Annotated in this window: 16 protein-coding genes; 15 read left to right on the top strand and 1 reads right to left on the bottom strand. The window is 38.9% G+C overall.

Annotated features, from left to right (window positions below):
- Positions 1 to 321 precede the first annotated feature (321 nt).
- From H5092_RS17485 to ihfA, 5 genes are all read left to right on the top strand, one after another.
- The gene (locus H5092_RS17485; protein ID WP_182696243.1) at positions 322 to 1377 is read left to right on the top strand and encodes a DUF2066 domain-containing protein; all 1056 of its coding nucleotides are present in this window, start codon (positions 322 to 324) and stop codon (positions 1375 to 1377) included.
- Complete coding sequence (gene hda, locus H5092_RS17490) at positions 1377 to 2087, top strand: DnaA regulatory inactivator Hda (protein ID WP_002960693.1); 711 nt, start codon at positions 1377 to 1379, stop codon at positions 2085 to 2087. Before H5092_RS17485 ends, hda begins: the two co-directional genes overlap by 1 nt.
- Positions 2088 to 2432: 345 nt before the next feature.
- Entirely contained in the window at positions 2433 to 3413 is a 981-nt protein-coding gene (pheS, locus tag H5092_RS17495; RefSeq protein WP_182734245.1) for a phenylalanine--tRNA ligase subunit alpha, read from the top strand.
- A gap of 15 nt (positions 3414 to 3428) precedes the next feature.
- Positions 3429 to 5816, top strand: coding sequence for a phenylalanine--tRNA ligase subunit beta (pheT, locus tag H5092_RS17500; protein WP_002960691.1), 2388 nt, complete (start codon positions 3429 to 3431; stop codon positions 5814 to 5816).
- A 2-nt stretch (positions 5817 to 5818) separates the two neighbouring features.
- Complete coding sequence (gene ihfA / locus H5092_RS17505; RefSeq protein ID WP_002960690.1) at positions 5819 to 6118, top strand: integration host factor subunit alpha; 300 nt, start codon at positions 5819 to 5821, stop codon at positions 6116 to 6118.
- A 238-nt stretch (positions 6119 to 6356) separates the two neighbouring features.
- Here ihfA and H5092_RS17510 read toward each other — a convergent pair whose 3' ends face one another.
- Positions 6357 to 7157: a DUF2989 domain-containing protein gene (locus tag H5092_RS17510; RefSeq protein ID WP_024596170.1), complete on the bottom strand. Its 801-nt coding sequence runs from the start codon at positions 7155 to 7157 to the stop codon at positions 6357 to 6359.
- A 174-nt stretch (positions 7158 to 7331) separates the two neighbouring features.
- Between H5092_RS17510 and H5092_RS17515 the strand changes: the two genes are divergently transcribed.
- The 10 genes from H5092_RS17515 (at position 7332) to ccoG (ending at position 20450) form a co-directional block, all read left to right on the top strand.
- On the top strand, positions 7332 to 8774 hold the full coding sequence (locus H5092_RS17515; RefSeq protein WP_002960684.1) for a glyceraldehyde-3-phosphate dehydrogenase: 1443 nt from the start codon (positions 7332 to 7334) through the stop codon (positions 8772 to 8774).
- A 183-nt stretch (positions 8775 to 8957) separates the two neighbouring features.
- Positions 8958 to 10085 carry a carboxypeptidase family protein gene (locus H5092_RS17520; protein ID WP_182734247.1) on the top strand — a complete coding sequence of 376 codons (1128 nt, stop codon included), beginning with the start codon at positions 8958 to 8960 and terminating at the stop codon, positions 10083 to 10085.
- Positions 10086 to 10464: 379 nt separating this feature from the next.
- Positions 10465 to 11967, top strand: coding sequence for a sodium:alanine symporter family protein (locus H5092_RS17525; RefSeq protein ID WP_002960681.1), 1503 nt, complete (start codon positions 10465 to 10467; stop codon positions 11965 to 11967).
- A gap of 139 nt (positions 11968 to 12106) precedes the next feature.
- Complete coding sequence (locus H5092_RS17530; protein WP_024605018.1) at positions 12107 to 12433, top strand: hypothetical protein; 327 nt, start codon at positions 12107 to 12109, stop codon at positions 12431 to 12433.
- A gap of 1 nt (position 12434) precedes the next feature.
- Entirely contained in the window at positions 12435 to 12716 is a 282-nt protein-coding gene (locus tag H5092_RS17535) for a YeaC family protein (protein ID WP_007378333.1), read from the top strand.
- Entirely contained in the window at positions 12706 to 15387 is a 2682-nt protein-coding gene (locus tag H5092_RS17540; RefSeq protein ID WP_182734249.1) for a DUF349 domain-containing protein, read from the top strand. The genes H5092_RS17535 and H5092_RS17540 overlap by 11 nt, the downstream gene beginning before the upstream one ends.
- 95 nt (positions 15388 to 15482) lie before the next feature.
- Positions 15483 to 16037 carry a DUF1439 domain-containing protein gene (locus tag H5092_RS17545; protein ID WP_002960677.1) on the top strand — a complete coding sequence of 185 codons (555 nt, stop codon included), beginning with the start codon at positions 15483 to 15485 and terminating at the stop codon, positions 16035 to 16037.
- Between the two features lie 68 nt (positions 16038 to 16105).
- Positions 16106 to 17410, top strand: a complete 1305-nt coding sequence (locus tag H5092_RS17550; RefSeq protein WP_182734251.1) for an AarF/ABC1/UbiB kinase family protein — start codon at positions 16106 to 16108, stop codon at positions 17408 to 17410.
- Between the two features lie 93 nt (positions 17411 to 17503).
- A complete protein-coding gene (locus tag H5092_RS17555) occupies positions 17504 to 18922 on the top strand; it encodes a sigma-54-dependent Fis family transcriptional regulator (protein ID WP_182712925.1) in 1419 nt (472 codons plus the stop codon).
- 145 nt (positions 18923 to 19067) lie between these two features.
- Positions 19068 to 20450 (top strand): cytochrome c oxidase accessory protein CcoG, encoded by a 1383-nt coding sequence (gene ccoG, locus H5092_RS17560; RefSeq protein WP_182712924.1) that lies wholly within the window; start codon positions 19068 to 19070, stop codon positions 20448 to 20450.
- The last annotated feature ends 36 nt before the right edge of the window (positions 20451 to 20486 follow it).

Consider the following 20486-nt stretch of genomic DNA (forward strand, 5'->3'; position numbering starts at 1 on the left):
AACGAAACAGCGCCGATGATAGTGTAGCATTTGCTATGTGAAAGTAGGACATTACCAGGCTTCAAATTGTAGAGAGCCCGACTAGAAATAGTCGGGCTTTTTTACGTCTGCAGAAAAGTGAAATATGCGCAATTAACACACATTCACATCAACACCATCACGTAGGTCGGGTGAGCTTAGCGACTCCTGAAGTTAATTTAATCTTTTTTATTTTTTATAAAAGCTAATTACTCTCATTTCCTTAGATAACAAATTTAATTTTGCTTTGTTACTGTCTTTGATTTAGGATCAAATCAGTTTAAAACCAAGAACTAACAGCCTGTGTATAGATTATTAATTAGCGCCATATCCATTTTATTTTGTTTTTCTGTGTCGGCAGTTGAAGTAACTGATCTATATCAAGATATTTTAAAAGTGGATGACAAAACACGAGATACTCGATTAGCTGCGAGTCGAAAAGCTTTGCTTAATGTTTTAGTGAAAGTAAGCGGTGATGAAACTGCGGATCAAAATAAGTTAGCGCAGCAACGTACTAAAGATATTTCTGATTATATGCTTAAGTTTGAATATGACGAGAGAGCAAATGGACAATTGAAACTCGTTGTTAAATTTGAAGCTCGAAAGATCAACGCGCTAATCAAAGAGTTAAACTTACCTTTATGGGGAGTACAACGTCCATTAGTCGCAATATGGTTAGGTATTGAAGACAATTGGCGCAGAGAATTAGTAACACAAGAAAGTTACCCGCAGTTAGAGCAGTTAATTTATGACAAAGCAGGGCGTCGTGGTTTACCTGTCGTTGTTCCATTACTTGATTTACAAGATCGACGTCTAGTAGGTATTCCTGAGGTATGGGGTAACTTTTCTGAACCAGTAGAAGAGGCCTCTAGACGCTACAGTGCTGAGCGAAGTATTACAGCAAGAATGTATAAAGAAGCTGATAGCGAAAATTGGATTTTAGATTGGCGTTTTACTAATGATGATCAATTTGATTCAAATAGATTAACGGGCGATAAGCAGCAAATAGTTAGCCAGATGATTGACACCTTAGCTCGAGGCCTTGCAAGCGAGTATGCAATTGACCCAAATGCTTATTATGAACAAGCAACTGCTACGCTCACGCTAAAAGGCACACAAAGTTTTGTTGATATAGAATTAGCGAAACGAAGATTATTGAGCATAAGTGTTGTTACGCAAGTCAAAATCGTTCGTAAAACACCGGAATTTGTTGAATTTAAATTAAATCATACTGGTAACTTGAGTGATCTTAAAAAAGGGTTAGGGCTAGACTCTTCATTTAAAGATTATGAGGATCCACGCGCATTTTATCATGTTGTTGATAAAAATAGCTTAGAGTATCAATGGGTAACACCATAATGCTAATGTCTGAGCCGATGCAAATGGCACTACCGGTTACTTTACCGGATGACGAAACATTTGCATCGTATTTTGGGGGAGAAGACTCTTTGGAGGTTAATCACCTAAAAGATAGCTTTTCCAAATTAGCAAAAACGTTTCAGTATACATACCTATGTGGTTTAGGTGATTCGGGCAAGTCTCATCTTTTATATGCAACCTGCATAAAAGCACAAGAGCGTGGCTTATCTAATATGTTGCTGTCTATGCGCGAAGTAATTGACTTTGGACCTATGGTATTAGACGGGTTAGAGGCGCTTGATGTTCTATGTATTGATGATGTGCATTTAGTTGCAGGGAATGATGCGTGGGAAAAAGCACTATTTAACTTTTTTAACCGGTTTAACGAACCCGGTAAAATGCTAGTAGTAACTGCTGATTTACTTCCGAGCATGCTCAATATATCTCTGCCTGATTTAGAGTCTCGTTTAACGTGGGGAACAACCTTTCAAATTCGTTCTATGAGTGATGACGATAAAGCACAAGCACTTGTTAAGCGCGCTCACATGCGCGGCCTTGAATTAAGTGATGAGTGTGCACGCTTTTTATTAACCCGTTTAAGCCGTGATATGCGAGCTTTATTAGATGTACTCGACAAATTAGATCATGCATCTATGGCTGCACAGCGAAAATTAACTATTCCTTTTATAAAATCAACGTTAAAGCTGTAGTAGGTCTAGAATCTAGACCCTGCTTTCAGTTATCATAAGCTATTATCAGAGCGTGTTTACCTTTCCTGATTGGAATTTGTTTAACTTAAGGGTGCTTTAATCGCGTCGTGAGGACATTAGCATAGTTTTTATATGCAAAACCCGAACAACAAAGAAAATAGCCTTCAAGATAAACACTTCGAACAACACGTGTTTGGTCTTTATTTAGGGTTATTGCATGACTTATGTAGGAAACTACAGCCCAATGCTTAACCTTATTTAATAGCCAACCACACAGTTGAAAAGCAATCTTGAAAGGCCAACACGCTCTTAAGCAATCACCTTCTGTGAAAGATCAGGTATCGAATGAACTTAGAAAACATATTAGCGCAAGCACTTGAGGCGGTAGCCAGTGCCAGTGAAATAGCGCAGTTAGAAGATATCAGGGTTAATTACCTTGGTAAAAAAGGCGAAATCACTAGCTTACTTAAAACGTTAGGTAAAATAGCACCTGAAGAACGTAAAGAAGCAGGCCAAGTTATAAACCAAGCTAAACAGGATGTGCAAGCTGCTATTAACGAAAAGCGTGAATTGCTTGCAGGTAAAGCACTTGAAGAAAAGCTAGCTGCTGAAACTATAGATGTAACTCTGCCTGGGCGTGTTATGCCTACCGGCGGTTTACACCCTGTTACGCGCACTATTGAGCGTATAGAAAGCTTTTTTGGTGAGTTAGGTTTTGAAGTTAAATCTGGTCCAGAAATCGAAGACGATTTTCATAACTTTGATGCGCTAAATATCCCTGAGCACCATCCAGCACGTGCTGATCACGATACCTTTTATTTCAATCCTAAATTAGTACTACGCACACAAACTAGTGGCGTGCAAATTCGTACTATGGAAACTGAGCAGCCACCACTGCGCATTATTTCACCTGGACGTGTATACCGTAACGATTACGACCAAACACATACACCAATGTTCCACCAGGTTGAAGGTTTAATGGTTGATACCGATGTTAGCTTTACTGAGTTAAAAGGTATTTTGCATGATTTTTTACGTAACTTCTTTGAAGAAGATATGGAAATTCGTTTCCGTCCTTCATTCTTCCCGTTTACAGAACCTTCAGCTGAAGTAGATGTTATGGGTAAAGACGGAAAGTGGTTAGAAGTACTAGGCTGCGGCATGGTACATCCCAATGTACTTAAGTCTGTGGGCATTGACCCAGAAAAATACACCGGCTTTGCCTTTGGCATGGGTGTAGAGCGTTTAACTATGTTGCGCTATGGCGTAAACGATTTGCGTGCATTTTTCGAAAATGACTTAAAATTCCTGAACCAGTTCCGTTAAGAGTGAAACAATAAAATGAAATTTAGTGAAAAGTGGTTAAGAGAGTGGGTTAATCCTGCTATTGATACGCAAGCTCTTTCGGAACAGCTTTCAATGGCTGGTTTAGAAGTTGATGGTGTTGAGCCTGCTGCTGCCAAATTTAATGGCGTAGTTGTTGGTGAAGTGGTTGAATGTGGTCAACACCCTGATGCAGATAAACTTCGTGTTACCAAAATTAACGTAGGTGGCGATGAGCTACTTGATATCGTGTGTGGTGCACCAAATTGTCGTTTAGGTATTAAAGTTGCTGTTGCAACTGTGGGCGCTGTACTTCCTGGTGACTTTAAAATTAAAAAAGCCAAACTACGCGGCCAACCTTCAAACGGAATGCTATGTGCTTTTGTTGAGCTAGGTATTAGCGAAGAAGGCGACGGCATTATGGAATTGCCAAGCGATGCACCAGTAGGCACTGATTTACGTGACTACCTAGGTCTTGATGACAATATTATAGATGTTGACTTAACACCAAATCGTGGTGATTGTTTAGGTATTAAAGGCCTTGCTCGTGAAGTAGGTGTTTTAAATAGCATTGACGTAAATGTATTAGATATCCCAGCGGTTACGCCAACAATTGATGACAAAGTATCAATTGAGCTAGTTAACGAAGATGCATGTCCTCGTTACCTTGGCCGTGTGATAAAGGGCATTAACCTTGATGCTGAAACACCACTTTGGATGGTTGAAAAATTACGTCGTAGTGGCGTACGTTCTATCGATCCTGTAGTTGATGTTACTAACTATGTATTACTTGAACTTGGTCACCCAATGCACGCGTTTGATTTAAATGCGATTGAAGGTGGTATTAAAGTTCGTAGTGCAAACGCAGGCGAAGAACTTGTTTTATTAGACGGTAATACCGCTAAATTAAACGACACAACACTTGTGATAGCCGATCATAATAAAGCACTTGCAATTGCGGGTATTTTTGGTGGGGAGCAATCAGGTGTTACAGATAAAACATCTGATATATTACTTGAAAGCGCATTTTTTAATCCTGTAGCAATTGCAGGACAAGCACGTAGCTACGGTTTACACACTGATGCTTCACACCGTTATGAGCGCGGTGTTGATTTTGCTCTACAACACGATGCAATGGAACGTGCAACAGCACTTCTTCTTGAAATTGTGGGTGGTCAAGCAGGTCCAGTAGTTGAAGCTGTTGCGGCTGATAAACTACCAAAAGTGACTGAAGTACGTCTTCGTCGTGCACGTTTAGACCGTGTTATTGGTCATCATATTGAAGATGCTAAAGTAACAGACATTCTTACGCGTTTAGGTCTTGATGTTAAAGTAGAAAATGAAAGCTGGAGTGCGGACGTACCAAGCTACCGTTTTGATATTCGCATCGAAGAAGATTTAATTGAAGAAGTAGCACGTGTTTACGGTTACAACAGCATTCCTAATGTTGCACCAACTGCAAAACTTAAAATGACGACACATAACGAAGCAACTATTGCGCTTAGCAAGTTCCGCAATACGTTAGTGACTCGTGGTTACCAAGAAGCAATTACTTACAGCTTTGTAGACCCTAAAGCACAAGCTATTTTACACCCAGAGTGTAAAGCAATGGTATTACCGCATCCTATTTCAATTGAAATGTCAGCAATGCGTGTAAGTTTAATGCCGGGTTTATTAGCGTCTGTAGCGTATAACCAAAATCGCCAACAGCCTCGTATTCGTTTATTCGAACATGGTCTTAAATTTATAAGCGACGAAAGTGCAGAAAATGGTGTTTACCAAGTACCGGTTATTGGCGGTGTTATTACGGGTCTTGTAAATGGTGAACATTGGGTTGAAGAAAAACGCAATGTTGATTTTTACGATTTAAAAGGTGATGTTGAAGCCTTACTTGCAATTACCAATGACATTACTCGCTTTGAAATTAAAGCCGAGCAGTCAGATGGGCTTCACCCTGGTCAATCAGCAGTAATATATGTTGATGGTAAAAAGGTTGGTTTTTTTGGTGCTTTACATCCTCAAGCTCAAAAGTCGTTAGATATCAACAACGCAACTTTTGTTTTTGAAATTGAAATGTCAGCAATAGAAAAAAGAAATTTACCGCAAGCCGAAGGGGTGTCTAAATTTCCTTCAAATCGCCGCGACATCGCGATTTTAGTGGCAGACAGCGTTAAATCTGGCGACATTTTAAGCGTGATCGAAAAAGTTGGCGGAAATCAATTGGTTGACCTAAACTTATTCGATGTGTATAAGGGCAAAGGTATTGAGCCAAATTATAAGAGTTTGGCGATTGCTCTAACACTGCAAGCGGTTGATAGAACACTCGAAGAGAAAGATATCAATCTAGTAGTTGATAACGTGGTGGCCGAATTGGCCGAACAGTTTAATGCATCGTTGAGGGACTAGATATGGCGCTTACTAAAGCCGACATAGCTGAACACCTATTTGAAAAGCTCGGGATCAATAAAAAAGATGCCAAAGATTTAGTTGAAGCGTTTTTTGAAGAAATCCGCTCAGCGCTAGAAAAAGGCGAGCAGGTTAAGCTCTCTGGATTTGGTAACTTTGATCTTCGAGACAAAAAAGAAAGACCAGGCCGCAACCCGAAAACAGGCGAAGATATTCCTATTTCGGCACGTCGCGTGGTGACTTTTCGACCAGGTCAAAAGCTTAAAACCCGCGTAGAAGTGGGCACAAGCAAAGCAAAATAAAAAAAGGCAGCGTAAGCTGCCTTTTTATTTGCCTGAATAACCTAGTTATTAAATTATACCAACCTGCATAAATCTTTGATCAATTTAACGAATTAAATAACACTATAACGTCGTTAAAATATTTTTATCTAGAACAACTAGATACAAAATTTTTGCCTAGTTCTAGCGTAATTTCCTTAACGTTAAATAGACCCCATACATAAGCAGATTGGTATTAGGTTATTTTTGCGATTATAAATTAAAACTCTCGAGGAGATACAAAATCACCTGCCATTATTTGCTGAAATGTTTGCTCTGCAAGTACATCTAGGCTATCTAAGCTTTTACCATTTGCGACTAATTTCTGCTCAATTTCAAATACATCAATATTTTCAATCCCCGACATTTGCGCTACTTTAGAAAATATATATGCGTGCTTAAACTTATCATGTTTATAAAAAAGACTAATAAGTGATGTATACACTTCCGGATTCGGTATGTTGTCTTTTTTATTGAGCTCTAGAGTTTTATAAAGTAAATCAATGGTTTTTTCATCATCAAATTTAATATAGTACGATGCTAAAAAAAATTGCATTTCGGCACTTTGCGTTACACTTTTATCATTTTCTATAGCCAATAATTTAGTCAACGCACTTTGGTTGTTATTTCGTGACCATTGGTAGTAGAGCAAACCTGGGTGGTTTGTATTTTGGGTATCTTGATATAACCGAGTCATTTCTTTAATACTCGTTAATTGACCATCAATACGTGACGTTTTTTTAGCTTTTAACTTAATATGTTCAATTTTAGCGGCCAAAGTTATGCATTGGTTATAAGATTCAAAGTCCTTGAGTAATTGGTATTTATTTTCATCAGTAGGGTCTTTGTATTCTATGTAGCGTTTGATAATTACATCAGAACGCTCATCCTTGCAGTGACTGTCTTTGTTTAAGTCGCTACAAAAGCCAGGTGTTTCTTTGCACACTTGTGCGAGTGTTAACGGTTCTTCACACCCTGCCAATGTTAGCAAACCCAATAGTACACTTGCTTTTTTAAGCATTCCTTAACCCCAAATGAATATTTACTTTGTTATTCTAACGCAATCATTTAACGCCTAACAGTAGAGAATAACTTCAGTTTAAATTAGAATAGCCCTGCCTGAAGTGCATTACTCTCAAAATATAGTGCATTTTTAAAGGCTATCCGTTCAAAATGATAAACTTAGGTAAATAAAATGACCTCATCTCACGAGTTAGAATACACAAATAGTTGGCAAGAGCGCCAAGATTACGCAGAAAGCATGCAACCAATCATTGGTAAGCTTTACCGTAATCGTGGTATCGAAATCGCTGTATATGGCCGTCCTCTCGTAAATGCCAGTACTATAGATATTATCAAATCTCACAAAACCGTTGCTCAGTTTGAAGGCACTAAATTACGTTTGCGCGAAAGCTTCCCATTTTTAGAAGCTATCAGCAAAATGGAATTAAACTCAGCACGTATTGATATTGGTAAGCTTGCATATAGTTATTTGTTCACTGAAGCCGCAAAAGGTCGTTCAGTAGAAGAGTTTGTAAAAGATGAACTTGCAGAAATAACAGACTCACCAGCGAAAGAGCCACGCGATGTAGTATTGTATGGTTTTGGTCGTATCGGTCGTTTATTAGCGCGCTTATTAATTGAAAAATCAGGTCCATATTCAGATTTACGTTTGCGCGCTATTGTTGTGCGTGGTGGTAAAGATGGGGATCTTGAAAAGCGTGCAAGCTTACTGCGTCGTGATTCAATTCACGGTCCATTCAATGGCTCAATCACGATTGATAAAGAACGCAATGCAATTAAAGCTAACGGTAGCTACATTCAAGTTATTTACGCTAACTCTCCTAGCGAAATTGATTACACTCAATACGGTATCGACAATGCATTAATTGTTGATAACACTGGTATTTGGAAAGACGAAGCGGGCCTTGGCCAGCACCTAGAGTGTAAGGGCGCTGCAAAAGTATTATTAACAGCTCCTGCAAAGGGCAATATCAAAAACATCGTATATGGTGTTAATAACAAAGATATTTTACCTGAAGATAAAATTGTTTGTGCAGCAAGCTGTACAACCAATGCAATTACACCAACGCTTAAAGCATTAAACGATAAGTTTGGTATCAATAATGGCCATGTTGAAACTGTACACTCGTACACGAACGATCAAAACCTTATTGATAACTACCACAAAGCAGAGCGCCGTGGCCGTGCCGCAGCACTCAATATGGTAATTACTGAAACAGGTGCTGCAAAAGCGGTTTCAAAAGCATTACCAGAGCTTGAAGGCAAGTTAACAGGTAACGCAATCCGCGTACCTACACCTAATGTGTCGCTAGCTATTTTAAATCTTAACTTAGCAACAAGCACATCAGTTGAAGAGCTAAACGCATTTTTACGCGACACAGCACTTCATTCAGACTTACGTGATCAAATTGATTACACTGCATCAACGGAAATTGTATCTACCGATTTAGTAGGTAGCCGTTACGCAGGTGTTGTTGATTCACAAGCAACAATTGTTGAAGATAACCGTATTGTTTTATATGTATGGTACGACAATGAGTTTGGTTACAGCTGCCAAGTAGTTCGTTGTATGCGCGATATGGCCGAAGTGTCATTCCCAAGCTTACCTCGCTAATTTATTTGCAGTGACTTAAAAGCCAGCATGTTGCTGGCTTTTTTGGTCGTGTATTATTTTTAAAGCGTATGCCTTGTGATAGGCTTTAATTAAGAAGATGCACATTCGTTTTACTATTTATAAAATAATGTCAGTTCTGTGAATTAATAAGCAGATAAACTTATTCAACCTAAAGGTTTTTTCATGAAAATCAGCAGCAATTTCGATAGTGGTAATATCAAAGTTATTGAAGCCACCGATCCTTTAAATATTCAATTAGAAATTAATAAAGATCACCAGTCTGAATTTTATCAGTGGTTTCACTTTCGTCTTGAAACAACACCTTACCAATTGCATAAGTTAAATATTAATGAGCTTGATAAATCAGCTTACCCAGATGGTTGGGAAGGGTACCAAGCCGTTGCATCATATGACCGCCAAACATGGTTTCGTGTACCATCAAGCTATGAAAATGGCACATTAAGCTTTGAAATTGAACCAGAGTGCGGCAGCGTATATTTTGCTTACTTTGCGCCATACAGTTACGACCGCCATTTAGATTTATTATCTTGGGCACAAAGCCAAGGCGCTTGCCAATTAATAACGCTTGGTGAAACACTCGATGGCCGCGATATGAGTGTGCTTAAAATTGGTGAGCCAAGTGAAGACAAGAAAACCATTTGGATCACAGCACGTCAACACCCAGGTGAAACAATGGCGCAGTGGTATGTTGAAGGTCTACTGCACAAACTTCTTGATGACGAAGACCCACATGCAGCTGCGCTTCTATCAAAAGCAGTTTTTTACGTTGTGCCTAATATGAATCCAGACGGTAGCGCACGCGGACATCTTCGTACTAACGCTAAAGGTGTTAACTTAAACCGTGAATGGCAAACACCAAGCATGGAAAATAGCCCTGAGGTTTACTTAGTGCTTAATAAAATGCGCGAAGCTGGCTTAGATATGCACTTAGACATACACGGCGATGAAGCTATCCCATATAACTTTGTGGCAGGCAGTGAAGGTATTCCAAGTTACGATGAACGCTTAAAAGGTTTAGAAGATAGCTTTAAAGCTGCGCTTTTAACTATTACACCTGAGTTTCAAGATGAGCATGGCTATCCAAAAGATGAGCCAGGTCAAGCTAACCTAACGGTAGGTTCATCAGCTACGGCTGAAGAATTCAAAGCATTAACGTACACAATTGAAATGCCATTTAAAGATAACAACGCTTTACCGGATCCAGATTACGGCTGGTCAGATCGTCGTTCGTATCAATTTGGTCAAGATACATTAGCGGCTATTGTGAATGTTGTTGATGATTTAAGATAAAACGTTTATCTAAAAGGGTATCAATAGTTTTGATACCCTTTTTGCTTTTAATAAAACCTCTTGTATAAAAAAATAATAATCATATAGCAGCTTTATTCTTAAAACGTTTTCAACGCTTCTTCGCTGCGTATCATCACCGTATCGGTACAAATCAATCTACTTTCATTTAAATACTACAGATGTAGTGCCTTTCGCCAAGCGTGTAATTATATATTTTGAAAATTAAGTGTTAACAAAGTTAGGTTACTTAAGTTAAGATTAATTAAATCATGAGTCGGGACGGGAGAGGTAAAACCTCATTTCGTAAAGCTTATGTAGCGGAGTAGCTAAAGCAGAGTCTCGTAATTAAAAATAATAAATATAACTATAGAGGATATCCATGGAAGCTTTTGTAAGTGCTGTTAATGATGTTGTTTGGAGTAATGCACTCATCTATTTATGCCTAGGCGCAGGCTTGTTTTATTCAGTATTAACTCGATTTGCTCAAGTTAGACATTTTAAAGAAATGTGTAAGTTATTATTTAGTCCTAACACGTCTGATAAAGGTATCTCATCTTTTCAAGCCCTTGCAGTATCGTTGTCTGGACGAGTAGGCGTGGGTAATATCGCTGGCGTTGCTGCCGCTATCGGCTTTGGTGGGCCAGGCGCAATTTTTTGGATGTGGGTTGTTGCATTTTTAGGTGCAAGCACTGCATACGCAGAGTCTACTTTAGGCCAAATTTATAAAACAGAGGAAGATGGGCAATACCGTGGTGGCCCAGCGTACTATTTTGACCGTTGTTTAGGGCAAAAGTGGCTAGCTGTTTTATTTGCTGTTTCGGCGATTATTGCCTGTGGTGTTTTTCTACCTGGTGTGCAAGCAAATGCAGTAGGTAATGCGTTTACCCAAGTGTTTGGCAGTGGCAACATGGTTACTACTAGCTTTGGTGACGTAGGTAGCTTTAAGTTAGTCGCTTTAGCAATCATCCTTATTGTTTTAGCGTTTATTATTTTTGGCGGTATAAAGCGTATTGCAAACTTTACACAAGTAGTAGTGCCATTTATGGCACTGGGTTACATAGTACTGGCATTAATCGTGGTATTTTTAAATTTAGATAAAGTAGCTGATATATTCTATTTAATTATTAGTGATGCATTTACTGCACAGGCTGGTTTTGGTGCCGCTATTGGTTGGGGCGTAAAGCGTGGTATATATTCTAATGAAGCTGGCCAAGGTAGTGGGCCTCATGCTGCAGCTGCTGCAGAGGTTGATCACCCAGCTCAACAGGGTTTAGTACAAGCTTTTTCGGTTTATGTTGATACCATTTTTGTGTGTACTGCAACAGCATTAATGATTTTAATAACGCAGCAATATAATGTTGTGGGTGATTTACCAGCAGGACAGTTTATTGTACAAAATGTCGATGCAGCGACTGAAGTAGGCTCAGCAGCCTTTACTCAAATGGCTTTATTTAGTGTATTTGGCAGCTTTGGACAAGCATTTGTCGGTATTGCATTATTCTTCTTTGCCTTTACCACAATACTTGCTTATTACTTCATTGCAGAGACAAATATTGCTTACTTAAATCGTTACTTTAAAGGCAATATCCCGCTTGTCCTTGTGAAATTTGTGATTATGTTCATGGTTGCATACGGTATGGTTAATAATTCAGGTTATATCTGGACTATTGGAGATATTGGCGTTGGCTTAATGGCTTGGATTAACATATTGGGTATTTTAGCTATTTTCTTTGTAGCTAAGCCAGCTTTGTTATGTTTGAGCGATTATGAGGATCAGAAGAAAAAAGGCGGAAAAATCACATTTGACCCAGTTAAATTAGGGATTAAAAACGCCTCGTTTTGGGAAAAGCGTTTAGAGAAACAGTCAAAAGACGCTGAGTAATTAAACTTAGTGGGCAACTTAGAAAATTATAGCCCCTAAATCAGTTGTTGGTTTGAATTCAAAAAAGACAACGAGAAATAAAACAAGTACAATAAAGGCGCCGAAAGGCGCTTTTTTTATGCGTAGTATGGAGAGAAGTATGGCGATTATTCGTTGCCCAAAATGTGCAAAATCAATTTCAGATAAACATAAGCAATGTCCGCATTGCGAAAGCAACATTGCAGAGCTAAACGACGAGCAAGTTTTACAACTTCAGCGCGAACAGCGAATTAAAAAAAAGCAGATGTTTATAAATCACTCCTTTTTGGCGCTTATCTTATTTTTAGGTGGTTTTTTCTGCTTGTACTTTTTACAACCGCAAGAAGAAACACTTCAGTGGTATGCTTACACTGCCGCAATAGGCATAGGCTGTATTTGGTACCTTGTAAATCGTATTATTTTAGTGACTCTAAAAAAGAAAAAATGACATGAACATCGACAATCTTGTACAAAATATTACTCCCGAATTATTCGAACGCTTACAATACGGTGCTTCTACTGGCAAGTGGCCAGACGGTACCGTTTTATCAGATGAACAAAAGCAACAAACAGTGCAGTTGGTTATGTTGTATCAAGCAAAGGTGGCTCAATCAAACGAGCAATTTACGATTGGTGCTAATGGTGAAATGATCCAAAAGACAAAAGCTCAACTACAAAAAGAATTCAAATCAGACAACGAAATAGCTAGGTTTAGTGAACATGATCTTTAAGCACCTTTTTACACCTAAGTGGAAACACCCAAAGCAACAAGTACGTCTTGATGCTATCGAAAAATTAGACATTGAACGTGATGCAACCATATTAAACACGTTAGCACTTGAAGATAGCTCAGCTGAAATTCGCCGTAAAGCGCTGCAAAAGGTAAACAATTTGCCGCTATGGTGGAAAGCGTATAAACAAGATCAAGCATTAAAAGATATAGCAGAGCTGCAAATATCTAATGCTGTTTTAAATAGCGAAAGTACACTAACAGCGCAAATCAAAAGTGAATACATAGAGCGTTTTGCACCTGTTAAAACACTCGAAAAGTTAGCATTTGCAGAAAAAGAACTGCAAGTACGCGTTAAATTATTAAAACGTTTAGCAAATCCAAAATTAGTAGAAAAAGCATTTAAAGAAGGTAGCGAAGAGCTACAAACTCAGTTAGTTGAACTTGTTATTACCCATCAATTAATTAAGCCATTAGTAAAACATGCAAAAGGTGATGCAAAAGCAGCACTTGAAACGCATATTGAAAATGAGCGTTTAGCAATTGAAATGCCACTTCAGGTTGAAAGTGCAACACGTGTTATTTTAGCTAAGTTAAATGCTTTACGTGAAAAAACAGATTTTGGTGTTGTAAATTCACAAGCCGGCGAATTAATGGCCCAGTGGCAAGCACTTGAGCTCAAATGGTTAAGTGATGAACGTGTAAAGCTGCTTGATGAAAAATATATTTCTATTACTACTAAGTTAGATGCACACATTGAACAGCTAAAAGCAGTACATGACAAAGAGCAGCAGCAATTAGCGCAACAACAGCGTCAATTATTAGCACTTGCAACACTTGAAGCTTTGGGTGAAGAAATTGAAAATGCCTTACAGCTTGGTCTTGAAACTCCAGAGCAAATTCAACAAGATTGGCTTGATGCAAAAGTAGCGCAAGCTAAGCAAGCTATTAGCGAAACAGAACTTGCTAATAATGCACAATCAAAACTCGCTGTAAGCAAGTTAGAAAAACTATTTACTCAAGTTGCTAAATTACCCGAGCTAACAACGGCTATTAAAGAGTACAAACTCGCTTTTGCAGCATTATGCGAAATTAAGCCAGCAGAAGATTTAGCACAATACGATGCAACTCTAACTGAATTTAATAATGGCTTTAAAGCAGCGCGTAATCATTTGAATGTTTTAGATGGCCCACTGCAAAGTACCTTTAAAACACAGTTAAATGGGCATAAAAAGCAATTTTTAGCACCAATGAATGAGCTAGTTAAGCCACTTGAAAAAAACCAAAGCCAAGCAAAGCGCAAAGCTCGTGATGTTAAGCGCCTAATTGAAGAAGGTCGTTTTAATGTTGCTTTTGGCGTGTTTAAAGGCTTTGAAGAGTTATTTAATACACTTACTGAGCAATATCAGCAGCCACTTGTAAACATAAAAGCAGACCTTGAAGCGCAACTTGCAGATGCGAAAGATTGGCAAAAATACGCTGCAGCACCAAAGCGTAAAGCTTTATTAGAAGAAGTAAGTGCATTAGTAAGCGAAGAGTGTACAGACCCACAACAACGCGCAGAGCAAGTAAAAGCGCTACGTAAACGTTGGAATGAGTTAGGTCGTTTAGACACAGATGAAGAAAAGCTACAAGGTGTGCAGTTTGATGAACAAATCGAGTTGTTATTTGCGCCTTGCCGTAGTTACTTCGCAGAGCAAGAAGTGCAACGCGAAGCATCAAAAGCACAGCGTGAAAGTATTATTAACGACATGCATGCGCTCCATTTACAGCCAACTGCTGAGGATGATTTTGATTGGAAACAATATGAAAGCCAATACAATCGTTTAAATAAAGCGTGGCGCAGTGTGGGTAAAGTTGACCCTAAAACATACCGTACACTAAACGATCGTTATAAAAATGAGCAACAACAAGTACTGGCTTTATTAAACGCATTTCATAAAAGTAATGCAGCACTTAAAAATGAGTTAGTAGAAAAAGCGCAGCAATTATCACAAAGCGATGATTTAGCCGCTGCCTGCCAAGAGTTGAAGCAAATGCAGCAGCAATGGCAAACCATTGGCTTTGCTGGTTTAAAAGCTGAAAATGCGTTATGGCAAAAGTTTCGTCAGTATAACGATGAAACATTTACTAAGCGTAGTAGTGAGTTTGAGCAGCAAAAACTCGAGCAAAACGAGTCAGATAAGCAAGCAGTTGCAGAACTTGCTGAGCTTGAAGCAGCACTTAGTGATGTTAATCAAAGAGCGCAGTTGCACGACCTAGAAACAAAAGTGAAAGGGTACACGCAATTTAGATCGCTTGTGCCAAAGGTTACTAAGCTACTAGCTGCTATTGAAGATAAACTTGCATTGCTTACAAGTAAATCTGAGCAAGCTAATTTAGATGCATTAATTACTGCACTTGAAAACAATGAAGCGTTACCAAGTCAGTATCAAGCACCGCTTAAAACAACATTAAGTAAAGAGCAACTTATTACTCGCATGGAAATACTAGCGAACGTAAGTTCAACCGATAAGTCACTTAGAATGGCAGAACAAGTAGCCATGCTAGATGACAAACATCGTGGCGATCATGCTGATTTAAACTATTATTTAAAACAGTTATTAGCGCTCAGTGACGGTTCAGTTGAACCTGACACACTAACGCGACTTAAAGCGACACTTGCAGCTTAATAAAACCAGCATAATATGTGCTGGTTACTATTTTACTAAGCCGCTTTAATAGCGGCTTTTTTATGTATCACTAATTCATAAACAAAAGGGTTCTCATGAGAATTTTAGTTATTATTGCAGCGTTATTTTTAACTGCCTGTAATACCACGCAAGGCATATCAGTATATTCATTTACTAACTCTGAGGTTGAGTCTGTACTGGGTAAGCAATTACCAAAGTTAAGTGAAAAAGTAAGCTTAATGGGTTTGCCGGTTCAGTTTGATGTAAACGATTTAAGTGTAAATATTGGGCCTGATAACCGCGACGTTGTTGTTCTTGGTGCTGATTCAAGCGCTGAAATTAATGCATTCGCACTTAAATACCCAGTGCGTTTAAAGCTACAAATTGAAGGTAGCCCATTTTACGACAGTGAGAAAAAAGCGGTGTTTTTACGTAATATTAAATTACTTGATTCGAGTGTTGATGCCGGTGGTTTCAAAGGTAATTTAGGTGCACTTGATAGCCAAGCAATGGATGTGATTAATGCTTTTTTAGCGGTTAACCCTGTTTATACTCTAAATATGGATGACCCTAAAATGATGCTACTTAGTAAGCTTCCACTTGATATGAAAGTGGTTGAAGGTGCAATTAAGCTAGTACCTCGTCTATAAGTAGATCTACCTACTTATAATATACGTATTAATTAGCCTGACTTTCAGGCTAATTAGGTTTTAATATTATGGCGGCTCCTCGTACTGTTCCCACTTCTAGGCTTTCTCGCTTTGCAAAATTAGGCTCACTTGTCACAGGTGTTGCTACCAACATGTTAGTTGATGGTGCTAAGAGCGCGCTAACAGGTAAAGGTTGGGACAATAAAAGCTTACTGCTACAACCTAAAAACATTGAAAAACTAGCTATACAGCTATCTCATTTACGTGGCGCTGCGATGAAGCTAGGGCAATTGCTTTCAATGGATGCCGGTGATTTACTTAGTCCTGAATTGGCTCAGTTACTTGCTTTACTGCGCTCAGACGCGAATCCAATGCCTCATAAGCAGCTTGTTGAAGTGTTAAAAGAGCAATGGGGGGATGAGTGGCTAGCGCGTTTTTCTCACATTGAGCTAAGGCCTTTTGCAGCGGCTTCTATAGGGCAAGTTCATTTAGCTTATAAAGAAAATGGCGATCAGCTTGCTGTTAAAATTCAATATCCTGGTATTGCAAAAAGTGTAGTAAGTGATGTCGATAACGTTATTTCGTTATTAACGATTTCTCGATTATTGCCAAAAGATCTTAATATTAAACCACTTATTGGTGAGGCTAAGGCACAGTTATTAGCTGAGGCTGATTATAAACGTGAGGCTCAGTACTTAATACGTTATAAAAATGCATTAGCAACTAATCCCCACTTTAAAGTACCCAACGTATATCCAGAGCACAGCACACAACAAGTGCTAACTATGGAGTATATAAAAGCAGAACCTATTGAGAGCATTACAGAGCTACCAGATAGTCAAAAAAGCTTTGTTGCAGAGCAACTGATTGATTTGTTTTTTAAAGAAATGTTTGAATTTAAATTAATTCAAACCGACCCTAACTTTGCCAACTTTCATTATCAGCTTGATACACAAAAAATTGTTTTATTTGATTTTGGTGCAACGCGAGAAATATCAACCGAGCTTAGCTTAGCGTACTTAGCCTTATTTAAAGCGGGTAGCGAAAACAACCGAGAAGGTGTACTTAAAGCGGCATCACACATAGGTTATTTTAAAAATGACTTAGTTGATGAGTATAAAAACAACGTCATTGATTTATTTTTAATGGCGTGCGAGCCACTAAGAGCAGAAGGGGAATTTGATTTTAAAAATAGCGAACTCGCGCTCAAAATTAAAAATGCAGGGCTTGCCCTTAGTGCGCAATCTCAGCAATGGCATACACCGCCCGTTGATGCGTTATTTATTCACCGAAAACTTGCAGGACTTTATTTAATAGCCGCAAGGCTAGGTGCAAAAATAGATGTAAAAACGTTATTTAAGCACTATTTATAGCTTTTTAACTTACGCGTAAGTGCACTTTAAGTAATGAGTGCAATTAGTGTATAAAATTGCCATAATGCTCGCGATATTTCGCGAGGTGTATTTATGATAAAACAATTTTTAAACGATCCTAAATTATTGCTAAACGCAGTAGGTGAGGGCATATACGGTTTTGACCTATCGGGTAATGCGGTGTTTGTTAATCCTGCCGCTGAGCGCATGACAGGTTGGTGCGCTGAGGAACTATTAGGTAAAAAAATACACCAATATCATCACCATACTCATGCTGATGGCACACCTTATCCCGCAGATGAATGCCAAATTTACTGCACCATGTTTGACGGAAAGCGTCGTGAAGTTAAAAATGAAGTTTTTTGGCGTAAAGACGGTAGCTCATTTGCAGTTCAATACACTTCAACACCGGTTTATCAAAATGATAAGTTAATTGGTGCTGTAGCGGTATTTCGCGATATATCACTGCAACAGCAAACACAAAATGCACTGCAAGAGGCACTTACTCAAGTAAAGCACTTAAGTGAGCAGCTAAAAGATGAAAACAACTACTTAATTGCAGAGCTCAACGAAGACTGGCAAGACTCAGGGCTAGTTGGACAAAGCCATATATTTCAAACCATGTTAGATCAAATAAAACTGGTGAGTGAAACCGACAGCACAGTGCTTATACTTGGCGAAAATGGCACGGGTAAAGAGTTGGTAGCCCGTAACTTGTATAGGCTAAGCAAACGTAGTGAGCAAGCCTTTATAAAAGTAAATTGCGCTGCATTTACACCGAGCTTGCTAGAGTCGGAATTGTTTGGCCATGAAAAGGGCGCGTTTACAGGTGCCAATGACCGCCGTAAAGGGCGCTTTGAACTTGCTGATAAAGGCACCTTGTTTTTAGATGAAATAGCAGAGCTTCCACTTGAGGCGCAAAGTAAATTACTGAGAGTCCTGCAAGAACAAGAGTTTGAGCGTGTGGGTGGCAGCAACACGCTAAAAGTAAACATTAGAGTAATTGCAGCGACTAATCGCGACCTGTGGGAAATGGTACAAAAAGGCACGTTTAGAATTGATTTGTATTATCGGCTCAATGTATTTCCTATAAAAGTACCTGCCCTTAAAGATCGAAAAGAAGATATTCCTTATTTATGCGCTAATTTGATTGCGCAGCTAAATAAACGGCTCGGGAAAAATTTAAAAGGGCTAAGTAAAAAAGCAATTACGCAGCTGCAGGCTTACGATTGGCCAGGCAATATTAGAGAGCTGCAAAATGTACTTGAACGCGAAGCTATTTTATCTAATCAAGCGGTACTTCAGCTAAGTCAGCCTTTGCAAGCGGGTGGTGAAGTAGTTATTAATCCTTCACTTACGCTCGATGAAGCGCAAAAGCAGCATATAACCTCTGTTCTAGCGTTATCGCACTGGCAAATATCAGGTGATAAAGGAGCGGCAGTTAAATTGGGCTTACCTGAGAGTACACTACGCTCAAAAATGCGAAAGTTAGGGATTGCTAAAGATTCGTGATATATCGCGAAGTGCGTTTAGTGTCGCGAATTTTATTTTATTGCTTTGAAATAAACCGTTTAATATCAATAATGTAAATAAATTTTCAGCTTGGTCTGAAAGTTGCAAATGCTTGCGTAATACCCGTCATTATGAAGCAAGTACTATGAAGTTTGATATTAAAGAAGAAGACATGATCATTAAGCCCTATAACACCGAAGGGCCAATTTATATCCGCGAGCAAAAAGGATTTTTTCAGCGCATACGCCGTAATTTAGGTTGGCTGTTAATGCTAACTTTTATTGCAATACCGTGGATCCAATATAACGGTCAACAAGCTGTGCTGCTTGATGTGGCAACGCAAACCTTTACTATTTTTGGTTTAACACTCCTTCCTCAAGATTTTATGATTTTAGCCCTGCTATTCATGGTGGGGGCTTTTGCGTTATTTTTTGTAACCAACTGGCTTGGTCGGGTTTGGTGTGGATACACGTGCCCGCAAACAATATGGATGCTCATGTTTTCGTGGGTAGAGCAGCGCATAGAAGGCACGCGAAATCAGCGAATTAAATTAGATAAATCTCAGTGGACGCTAAGTACTTGGCGCAAAAAAATAACTAAGCACAGTGCGTGGATTATTATTTCAGTTTTAACCGCCACCTCGTTTATGGCGTATTTTATTCCAGCAAAAAGTTTGTATATGGAAATGCTTACATTTGAATGGTCAGGTATTACGAGCTTTTGGGTGTTTTTATTCGCTTTTTGTACTTACGGTAATGCAGGGTTTTTACGCGAAAAAATGTGCACGATTGCTTGCCCGTATTCTCGTTTTCAGGCTGTTATGTTTGATAAAGATACGTTGCTTGTTACCTATGATAGCAAGCGCGGTGAAAGTCGTGGACCGCGTAAACGCAAAGCCGATCCAAAAGAGCTTAACTTAGGTGACTGTGTAGACTGTAACTTATGTGTAGAGGTTTGCCCGGCAGGTATAGACATTCGAAATGGCTTACAATATGAATGTATAAACTGTGGCTTATGTATTGATGCTTGCGACGATACCATGGAGAAATTTGGTTATCAAAAAGGCTTAATTAAATACGCCAGCGAAAAACAAATGGAAGGCAAAAAAACCAATCCATTTAGATTAAAACTAATAGGATACGGCGCATTAACGGCTTTGTTAATAATTTCTATGTTTGCATGGATGCTGCAACGCACACCAATAGAAGCCTCAGTACTACGCGATAGGAATGCGCTTTATAGAGTGAACTACGAGGGCCTGGTAGAAAACCCTTATACACTTACTATTATTAATAAAACGCAGCAAGCACTGCATTACAGTATTGCCATAGAGGGCTTGCCAGAAGCAACACTCTCAAGTCCAAGTTCTACACTTATACAGCCAGGTGCAATGAAAAGAGTCCCCGTTACTGTAACAGCCGATGGTTACAATATTGCGCACAAAGTGAGTAAGTTACAATTTATAGTAACAGCGCAAGAAGATGCCAGCATTACTATAACCAAAGACAGCCAATTTTATAAAAATTAGTACAGTATATAAGCTCTATATAAACAACGACTTGAG

The sequence above is a fragment of the Pseudoalteromonas sp. SR41-7 genome (assembly GCF_014163935.1).
Classification (GTDB): domain Bacteria; phylum Pseudomonadota; class Gammaproteobacteria; order Enterobacterales; family Alteromonadaceae; genus Pseudoalteromonas; species Pseudoalteromonas distincta.